Genomic DNA, 7895 nt, shown 5'->3' on the forward strand with positions numbered 1-7895 from the left:
GGGCGCGGCCTGCGCACCGGAGGGCGCGAGGGCGAGCACGAGGGCGACCAGGAGTACCGGCAGCGCGGCGGCCCGCAGACGGGAACTGTGCATCGGGTCACGCTAAGCAGCGGCGGACCCGGTGGCGGTCGTGCCGCGCGGTGGGCAGGGCGCCCCCACCCGGTCGGGTGACCGTGGCAGGGGCGCCCGCGTGCTCGGAGCGCTCAGAGCGCGAGCCGCTGACCTGGCAGGATGAGGTCCGGGTCACTGCCGATGACGGCCTTGTTGGTGGCGTACAGCGCCCCCCAGGTGGTGGCGTGCAGGGCGGCGATGGCGCTCAGGGTGTCGCCGCGCCTGACCTTGTACGTGCCGTTTCCGCGGTCCGGCGTCGTGGCCGGGGCGGACGGGGTGGTGGTCCGAGGGGTGGATGGCGCGTCCTCGGTGGTCACGGACGACTTGCGGCCCGTACCGGCGGCCTTGGCCGCCTTGTGGGACTTGGACGCCTTGGGCGCCTTGGCTGCCTTGTGCGGCTTGGGCGTACTGGACGACGGGGCGCTGCCGTACGCTCCCGCCCTCGCGGAACAGGTGGGCCAGGCCCCCCAGCCCTGGGCCCGCTGCACCTTGGTGGCAATGGCGATCTGCTGGCTGCGGCTGGCCCGGTCGGCGGTGGCCGCGTACGTCCCGCCGCCGTGGGCCCGCCAGGTACCGGCGGAGAACTGCAGCCCGCCGTAGTAGCCGTTGCCGGTGTTGATGTGCCAGTTTCCGCCGCTCTCGCACTGGGCGATGCGGTCCCACACTCCGTTGTCTGCCGCCTGAGCCGGTCCGGCGGTGGCGGCGAGCAGGGCAAGCGGGGCCACCAGGGCGACCCCTGCGAGCGCTGCTATCTCACGACTGCGTCTGGAACTGGAACATACGGACATGGATTCCCTCTCACAGGACCCGGGTCCCGCTGGCTGCGGGCCTCCCGGGCGGTGCTCGGTGCACACGGCGGTGGAATCTATGGAGGTCCGGCCGCTGGTATCAACCAATTGCCTGTCATTCCAGGCCAGTTGACTGTTACCCGGAGTACCGGCGAAATTCGGCCACCCACTTGATGCGCAGAATTCGGCATTTGTCGACCTTGGACCTTGGTGATCTGTGACTCAGCTCACCGCATCAACTTCCATGCAATGACCATGAGTTGACAGGGAGTGAGACCTTCCGCCACTCCCCTCACCGTGCGCGCAGGACGGTTCGATTCCGTTCGCCTTTTCGCGTGACCCCGGCCACAGATCATCCGTTGTCCTCTTTATGAGCCGGGAACGGCCCGGCGCACGAACCGAGTCCGAGGAGCCACCCGTGCCGCGCATGCTCGACGTCAGCCAAGACGTACGCGCCGAGATCGGCGATGAAGAAGCCGACCAGCTGCTCGCCGGCGAGAACGCCCCGGGCAGCTACGACTGCACCTCCTGTCGCACCCCCGGCGACTCCGACCAGGAACGCACCAGCACGGTGCTGTTCGTCGGTGACGAGACGGCCGTACTCGCCTTCGCCCACGCCACCTGCATCCCGTCCCAGGTGGTCCAGGTCTCGGAGGACCAGCTCCAGGGCGCCGTACGGTCGATCACCGGCGACGGCGACACCGCCCCCGGGGCCCCCACCCAGGCCGTCCTCGGGATCACCAGCGGACTGGTCCTCATCGAGGGCGAGCTCCGCCCCGCACTGGTGGTGGAGCCGACCGCCCCGATCGCCCGCCCCGGCTCCACCGCGGGCGTCGACGAATTCCTGACGCTCCTCGTCGAGCAGGGCTTCCAGTCGGTGTACGACGTGAACCGGCCGCCCGCCCCGCTCGCCGGCTGGTCCGTACTGCTCGCCATGGGCCAGCTGCACGCCATCCTGCAGCCCGGAACCGGCGGCGGCAGCCCGGTCTCCTGGTGGCAGGCCCACCAACCGCTCCAGGTCACCGACGGCTGGCGTGCGGCGGCCAACAAGTCGCACACCGTCCTGATCTTCGCGGCCCCCGCAGGATCGATCGGCCAGCAGCCCCGCGAGGACCTGCTGCGCAGTGCCCTGGAGAGGGCTGCGGCTGGCGGCTTGCTGGTGGCGGCGGCGCTCCCGCTGGCGGGCACCTGATCTGCGCCCCCGCGCACGCCTCACACCCCCGCCGATCAGCGATTTCTTTACCGGGCCCGCATCCGACCGACGGTGGTGTCGTTGGCACGTACGTGCACTCATACGACTCCAGCCGCCAGCCGTATCAGAACCCGATCCCTGCGATGCGCCCGTCCCAGGACCCATCGCAGAGCCAGTCCCCCACCCCGATCTACGACGCCCTGTACTCCGAGTACCGCAGATCCTTCCGGGCTCTTCCCGGCGACCGCAGCGGCGAGGAGAACACGGAGTTCACGGCTTTCGGCAGCGGAATGCACAGCAGCGGCCGCAGCGGCCACTACTCCGGGCACACCGGGTCCTGGCCCGCTCCCGGTCACTCCTCCGGATACACGACAGGGCGGCAGCACACCGGGAACCATCTCCCGGCAGCGCTGCCGCCCGGCCCCCGTCGGGGGCTGTAGGACCTACTTGTTGCGGCCGCGCTTCTCGCGCACCCGCACCGAGATGTGGATCGGAGTGCCCTCGAAGCCGAACTCCTCGCGCAGCCGGCGCTCCACGAAGCGCCGGTAGCCGGCCTCCAGGAAGCCGGAGGCGAAGAGGACGAAGCGCGGCGGCTTGGCGCCGGCCTGCGTACCGAAGAGGATGCGCGGCTGCTTGCCACCGCGGACCGGGTGCGGGTGGGAGGCGACGATCTCGCCGAGGAAGGCGTTGAGCCGTCCGGTCGGGATGCGCTTCTCCCAGCCCGCGATGGCCGTTTCGATCGCCGGGACGAGCTTCTCCATGTGGCGGCCGGTGAGCGCGGAGACGTTCACCCGCGGCGCCCAGGCGACCTGCGCGAACTCGGTGTCGATCTCACGCTCGAGGTAGTAGCGGCGCTCCTCGTCGAGGGTGTCCCACTTGTTGTACGCGATGACGAGTGCGCGCCCGGCCTCCACGGCCATCGTCACGATGCGCTGGTCCTGGACGCTGATGGACTCGCTGGTGTCGATCAGTACGACCGCCACCTCGGCCTTCTCCAGGGCGGCGGCGGTACGCAGCGAGGCGTAGTAGTCCGCGCCCTCCTGGAGGTGGACCTTGCGGCGGATACCGGCGGTGTCGATGAACTTCCAGGTGATGCCGCCGAGCGTGATCAGCTCGTCGACCGGGTCACGGGTGGTGCCCGCCTGCTCGTTGACGACGACCCGGTCCTCCTTCGCGACCTGGTTGAGCAGCGAGGACTTGCCGACGTTGGGCCGCCCGATGAGGGCGATCCTGCGCGGTCCGCCGACCGGGATGCCGAAGGTCTGCTCGGGGGTCTCCGGCAGCGCCTCCAGGACGGCGTCGAGCATGTCGCCCGTACCGCGGCCGTGCAGCGAGGAGACGGGGTGGGGGGTGCCGAGGCCGAGCGACCACAGGGTGGTGGCGTCCGCCTCACCGCTCAGGCCGTCGACCTTGTTGGCGCAGAGCACGACGGGCTTGCCCGCCTTGCGCAGCAGCCTGACCACGGCCTCGTCGGTGTCGGTCGCGCCGACCGTCGAGTCGACCACGAAGACCACGGCGTCGGCGGTCTTGATGGCGTACTCGGCCTGCGCGGCGACGGAGGCGTCGAGACCCAGGACGTCCTGCTCCCAGCCGCCGGTGTCCATGACCTTGAAGCGGCGGCCCGCCCACTCGGCCTCGTAACTCACCCGGTCACGGGTGACGCCCGGCTTGTCCTGGACGACGGCCTCGCGGCGGCCGATGATGCGGTTCACCAGGGTCGACTTGCCCACGTTGGGCCGGCCGACGACGGCGAGGACAGGAAGCGGCACTCCGGCAGCTTCGTCAAGAGCGCCTTCGACGTCCTCGACGTCGAAGCCCTCTTCCGCGGCGAGCTCCATGAACTCTGCGTACTCGGGATCGTGCTGGTCGTTCATGAAGTCCGTTCCTCTTTACATCATCGATGAGCCGTGATCCCACAGCCCACTACTCAAGTCTCGCTCAGCGCCCGGTGAGGCGCCTGGCGCTGTCCAGGTGGGCGGTCAGCCGCGCCTGGATCCGTACGGTGGCCTCGTCCAAGGCCTTGCGCGTACGCCGTCCGCTTCCGTCCCCCGCGTCGAAGGCGTCACCGAAGACGACATCGACGCGGCTGCGCAGCGGAGGCAGCCCACCTATCAACCGGCTACGGCGCTCCGTACTTCCCAGCACCGCCACCGGCACCACCGGCGCCCCGCTCCGTACCGCGAAGTACGCGAGCCCGGCGCGCAGCGAGGCGAAGTCACCTTCGCCCCGGGTGCCCTCGGGAAAAATCCCCAGCACCCCTCCATCATCCAGCACACGGAGGGCATCGCCGATCGCGTTCCGGTCGACGCTGGTCCGGTCGACCTTGACCTGACCGATCCCGCGCAGAAACGGATCGAGCGGCCCCACGAAGGCTTCCTTCTTGATCAGGAAGTGCACCGGGCGCGGGGCGGTCCCCATCACCATGGGACCGTCGACGTTGTGCGAGTGGTTGACGGCGAGAATCACCGGGCCGCTCGCCGGGACCCGCCAGGAGCCGAGTACACGGGGCTTGAACAGCCCGTACATGAGCCCGATGCCGATGGACCGGCCGACCGCCGCACCGCGCTGGGCGGAAGCGGTCACTTGGCTGCCTGCTTCCCCTCGATGAGGGTGACGACGCACTCGATGACCTGGTGAAGGGTCAGTTCCGTGGTGTCCACCTCGACCGCGTCGTCCGCCTTGGCGAGCGGCGAGGTCTTACGGCTGGAGTCGGCCGCGTCCCGCTTGATGAGGGCTTCCCGGGTGGCCGCGACATCGGCTCCCTTGAGCTCACCGCTGCGCCGGGCGGCGCGCGCACCGGCGGAGGCGGTCAGGAAGACCTTGAGGTCGGCGCCGGGCAGCACCGTGGTGCCGATGTCACGCCCCTCGACGACGATGCCGTTCTCCGCGCCCGCGGCGATGGTCCGCTGCAGCTCGGTGATCCGCGCGCGGACCTCGGGGACGGCGCTGACGGCGCTGACCCTGGAGGTGACCTCCTGGGTACGAATCGGCCCCGACGCGTCCTGTCCGTCGACGGTGATCGTCGGGGCGGACGGGTCGGTGCCGGACTCGATCGAGGGCTTGCCCGAGGCGTTGGCCACGGCTGCGGCGTCGGCGACGTCGATCCCGTTGTTCAGCATCCACCAGGTGATGGCGCGGTACTGGGCGCCGGTGTCCAGATAGCTCAGGCCGAGCTTGGCGGCGACGGCCTTGGAGGTGCTGGACTTGCCCGTGCCGGAGGGGCCGTCGATGGCGACGATCACTGCTGCCGGAGCGGTCCGGGCGGCGGTTTCCACGGTGACGGACACCTTCCTGGTTCACGGGACGAAGACTGCGGGGCACAGACGGGCCCCGCACCAGGTTACCGGCCGCCCCGGCCTCCCGGTTACGCCGCCCGTGTCCGCCTACTGCCGCAGCGCCCAGCCCCGCTCCCGCAGCGACGCCGAGAGCCCCGGCACCGCGCCGGGCTCCACCATGAGCTGGACCAGACCCGCCTGCTGCCCGGTCGCGTGTTCGATCCGTACGTCCTCGATATTGACCCCGGCACGGCCCGCGTCCGCGAAGATCCGGGCCAGCTCGCCCGGCTGGTCGCTGATGAGGACCGCCACGATCTCGTACGTCGCCGGAGCGGCCCCGTGCTTGCCGGGCACCCGCACGCGGCCGGCGTTGCCCCGCCGCAGTACGTCCTCGATGCCCTCGGCCCCACCGCGCCGCTTCTCCTCGTCCGAGGACTGCAGGGCGCGCAGGGCCAGCACGGTCTCGTCCAGGTCGGCGGCGACCCCGGCCAGCACATCGGCCACGGGCCCCGGGTTGGCGGAGAGGATCTCCACCCACATCCGCGGGTCCGAGGCGGCGATCCGGGTCACGTCCCTGATGCCCTGGCCACAGAGCCGTACGGCCGTGTCGTCCGCGTCCGCGAGACGGGCCGCGACCATGGAGGAGATCAGCTGCGGGGTGTGCGAGACCAGCGCCACGGCCCGGTCGTGGGCGTCCGCGTCCATGACGACGGGCACGGCGCGGCAGAGCGCCACCAGCTCCAGCGTCAGATTGAGCACCTCGGTGTCGGTGTCCCGGGTCGGCGTGAGCACCCAGGGCCGCCCCTCGAAGAGGTCGGCGGTCGCGGCCAGCGGTCCCGAACGCTCCTTGCCCGCCATCGGGTGCGTACCGATGTACGCGGTGAGGTCGCAGCCCAGCGCCTCGAGATCGCGCCGCGGGCCGCCCTTCACACTCGCGACGTCTATGTAGGCGCGCGCCGTCCCGCGCCCCATCGCATCGGACAGGGTCCTGGCCACATGCGCGGGCGGTACGGCCACGATCGCCAGGTCCACGCGCCCCTCGGGCGGATCGTCCGTGCCGGCGCCGAGCGCGGCGGCCGTACGGGCCTGGCCGGGGTCGTGGTCGACGAGATGGACCGCGACGCCCCGGCTCGCGAGAGCGAGGGCGGCCGAGGTGCCGATCAGGCCGGTTCCGATGACGAGTGCGGTTCTCACTGGGCGATGTCCTTGCGGAGGGCGCCCGCGGCGCCCAGGTAGACGTGCGCGATCTCGGACTTGGGCAGGTAGGTCTCGACGTGCGCCAGGACCCGTACGACCCTCGGCATCGCGCCCGTGATGTCCAGCTCCTGGGCGCAGATCAGCGGGACGTCCACGATCCCCAGCTTCCTGGCGGCGGCCGCGGGGAAGTCGCTGTGCAGATCGGGGGTGGCCGTGAACCAGATGCTGATCAGGTCGTCGGCGACGAGCCCATTGCGCTCCAGGACGGCGGTGAGCAGCTCGCTGACCTGCTCGTCCATGTGTCCGGCGTCGTCCCGCTCCAGCTGGACGGCTCCGCGGACCGCTCGTACCGCCACGTGGTGCTCCTTGATCGCGAAAGGTTCGGCTGCTCCGTCAAGAGTAGTCAGCACCTCGGACACACCACTGCGGCGACCGCCCTCCGAGACGGGTCCCGGGGCGGCCGCCGCAGTGTTGCAGCAGCGTCAGAGCTGCTGCTGCTTGATGATCTCCTCGAGGGAGCCCTGCGGGACCTCGCCGGAGGGGGTCAGCTTGTCGACCGCCTGCGGGAGCGACTGGGCGATCTGGTCGGCCGCCTGCTCCGGGGAGACGCCCGAGTCCTGCGCGACCTGCTGCAGGGTCTCGTCCGGCAGCGCCTCGGCGATCTGCGCACCGCTGACCGGCTTGTTGTCCCCGGTGCCGACCCAGGACTGCGCCTGGTCCATCAGCCCGGACTTGGAGAGCATCCCCATCAGACCTTCTAGGGGGTTGCCGCCGCTGCCACTGCCGCCACTCTTGCCGCCGAGTGCGCCGAGCAGCGAGCCGAGGATGTTGCCGGCTCCGCCGCCGGCCGCGGTGCCGCCTTCGGCGTTCTTGCTGCCGCCGCCCAGAAGGCCGCCGAGCAGACTGCCGAGGTCATTTCCCGCCATGGTTCTGCCTTTCGAGGAAGGACTACCGGGTTCGCAGGGGCGCGAACTTCCGGCCCCACTACTGGACAATGTCGCTTAAACCACTCGATGCCGCCACTTGGGCGAAAGAGTCCTGTTCGCGCTATGGACGGCGGGGGTGCGGGTCCGCTTGCATAGTGGTTCTGCACCTTTTCAGTGCCTCGGGGGAGGCCTTCCATGAAGCGTTCAGGACCCCTCTTCACGCTCTTCGCGGGCCTTTTCCTCGCGCTCGTCATGCTCTCGCTGAACGCCACGACGGGGAGCGGTACGTCCTCCTACGGGAACATCGGGGACAGCGGGAGCAGCGCGGCCCCCACGCCGAGCCCGGCGCCGGGGTGCTCGCGGCCGTCGAGGGCTTCCCCTTGCTCGGCGCCGGGCTCGGCGTGGG

The 7895-nt window shown here is 70.6% G+C and carries 9 protein-coding genes; 2 read left to right on the forward strand and 7 right to left on the reverse strand.

All coding sequences use genetic code 11. The features are described 5' to 3' along the window. Positions 1 to 203 precede the first annotated feature (203 nt). Complete coding sequence (locus J0695_RS32955) at positions 204 to 899, reverse strand: LysM peptidoglycan-binding domain-containing protein (protein WP_206968394.1); 696 nt, start codon at positions 897 to 899, stop codon at positions 204 to 206. Between the two features lie 418 nt (positions 900 to 1317). On the opposite strand from J0695_RS32955, the gene J0695_RS32960 reads away from it, so the two are divergent. Both J0695_RS32960 and J0695_RS32965 read left to right on the forward strand, forming a co-directional pair. Beyond that, positions 1318 to 2091, forward strand: coding sequence for a DUF8842 C-terminal domain-containing protein (locus J0695_RS32960; protein ID WP_206968396.1), 774 nt, complete (start codon positions 1318 to 1320; stop codon positions 2089 to 2091). Positions 2092 to 2234: 143 nt separating this feature from the next. Next, complete coding sequence (locus J0695_RS32965; protein WP_242553511.1) at positions 2235 to 2531, forward strand: hypothetical protein; 297 nt, start codon at positions 2235 to 2237, stop codon at positions 2529 to 2531. Positions 2532 to 2534: 3 nt separating this feature from the next. Here J0695_RS32965 and der read toward each other — a convergent pair whose 3' ends face one another. From der to J0695_RS32995, 6 genes are all read right to left on the reverse strand, one after another. Beyond that, positions 2535 to 3965: a ribosome biogenesis GTPase Der gene (gene der, locus J0695_RS32970; RefSeq protein WP_206968400.1), complete on the reverse strand. Its 1431-nt coding sequence runs from the start codon at positions 3963 to 3965 to the stop codon at positions 2535 to 2537. Between the two features lie 64 nt (positions 3966 to 4029). Next, positions 4030 to 4617 carry a lysophospholipid acyltransferase family protein gene (locus J0695_RS32975; RefSeq protein WP_206968410.1) on the reverse strand — a complete coding sequence of 196 codons (588 nt, stop codon included), beginning with the start codon at positions 4615 to 4617 and terminating at the stop codon, positions 4030 to 4032. 53 nt (positions 4618 to 4670) lie between these two features. Next, on the reverse strand, positions 4671 to 5378 hold the full coding sequence (gene cmk / locus J0695_RS32980) for a (d)CMP kinase (RefSeq protein ID WP_206968401.1): 708 nt from the start codon (positions 5376 to 5378) through the stop codon (positions 4671 to 4673). A gap of 96 nt (positions 5379 to 5474) precedes the next feature. Further along, entirely contained in the window at positions 5475 to 6560 is a 1086-nt protein-coding gene (locus J0695_RS32985) for a prephenate dehydrogenase (RefSeq protein WP_206968404.1), read from the reverse strand. Beyond that, complete coding sequence (gene aroH, locus J0695_RS32990; RefSeq protein WP_206968406.1) at positions 6557 to 6919, reverse strand: chorismate mutase; 363 nt, start codon at positions 6917 to 6919, stop codon at positions 6557 to 6559. Before aroH ends, J0695_RS32985 begins: the two co-directional genes overlap by 4 nt. 126 nt (positions 6920 to 7045) lie before the next feature. Beyond that, positions 7046 to 7558 (reverse strand): YidB family protein, encoded by a 513-nt coding sequence (locus tag J0695_RS32995; protein ID WP_372445856.1) that lies wholly within the window; start codon positions 7556 to 7558, stop codon positions 7046 to 7048. Positions 7559 to 7895: the final 337 nt, after the last annotated feature.

Source organism: Streptomyces beijiangensis, from assembly GCF_017315755.1.
GTDB classification, from domain to species: domain Bacteria; phylum Actinomycetota; class Actinomycetes; order Streptomycetales; family Streptomycetaceae; genus Streptomyces; species Streptomyces beijiangensis.

Bases quoted from the DNA above. Each gene is read 5' to 3' on its own strand.
- J0695_RS32955 (WP_206968394.1), bottom strand. From the start codon at position 899: ATGTCCGTATGTTCCAGTTCCAGACGCAGTCGTGAGATAGCAGCGCTC.
- J0695_RS32975 (WP_206968410.1), bottom strand. From the start codon at position 4,617: ATGTACGGGCTGTTCAAGCCCCGTGTACTCGGCTCCTGGCGGGTCCCG.
- der (WP_206968400.1), bottom strand. From the start codon at position 3,965: ATGAACGACCAGCACGATCCCGAGTACGCAGAGTTCATGGAGCTCGCC.
- J0695_RS32965 (WP_242553511.1), top strand. From the start codon at position 2,235: ATGCGCCCGTCCCAGGACCCATCGCAGAGCCAGTCCCCCACCCCGATC.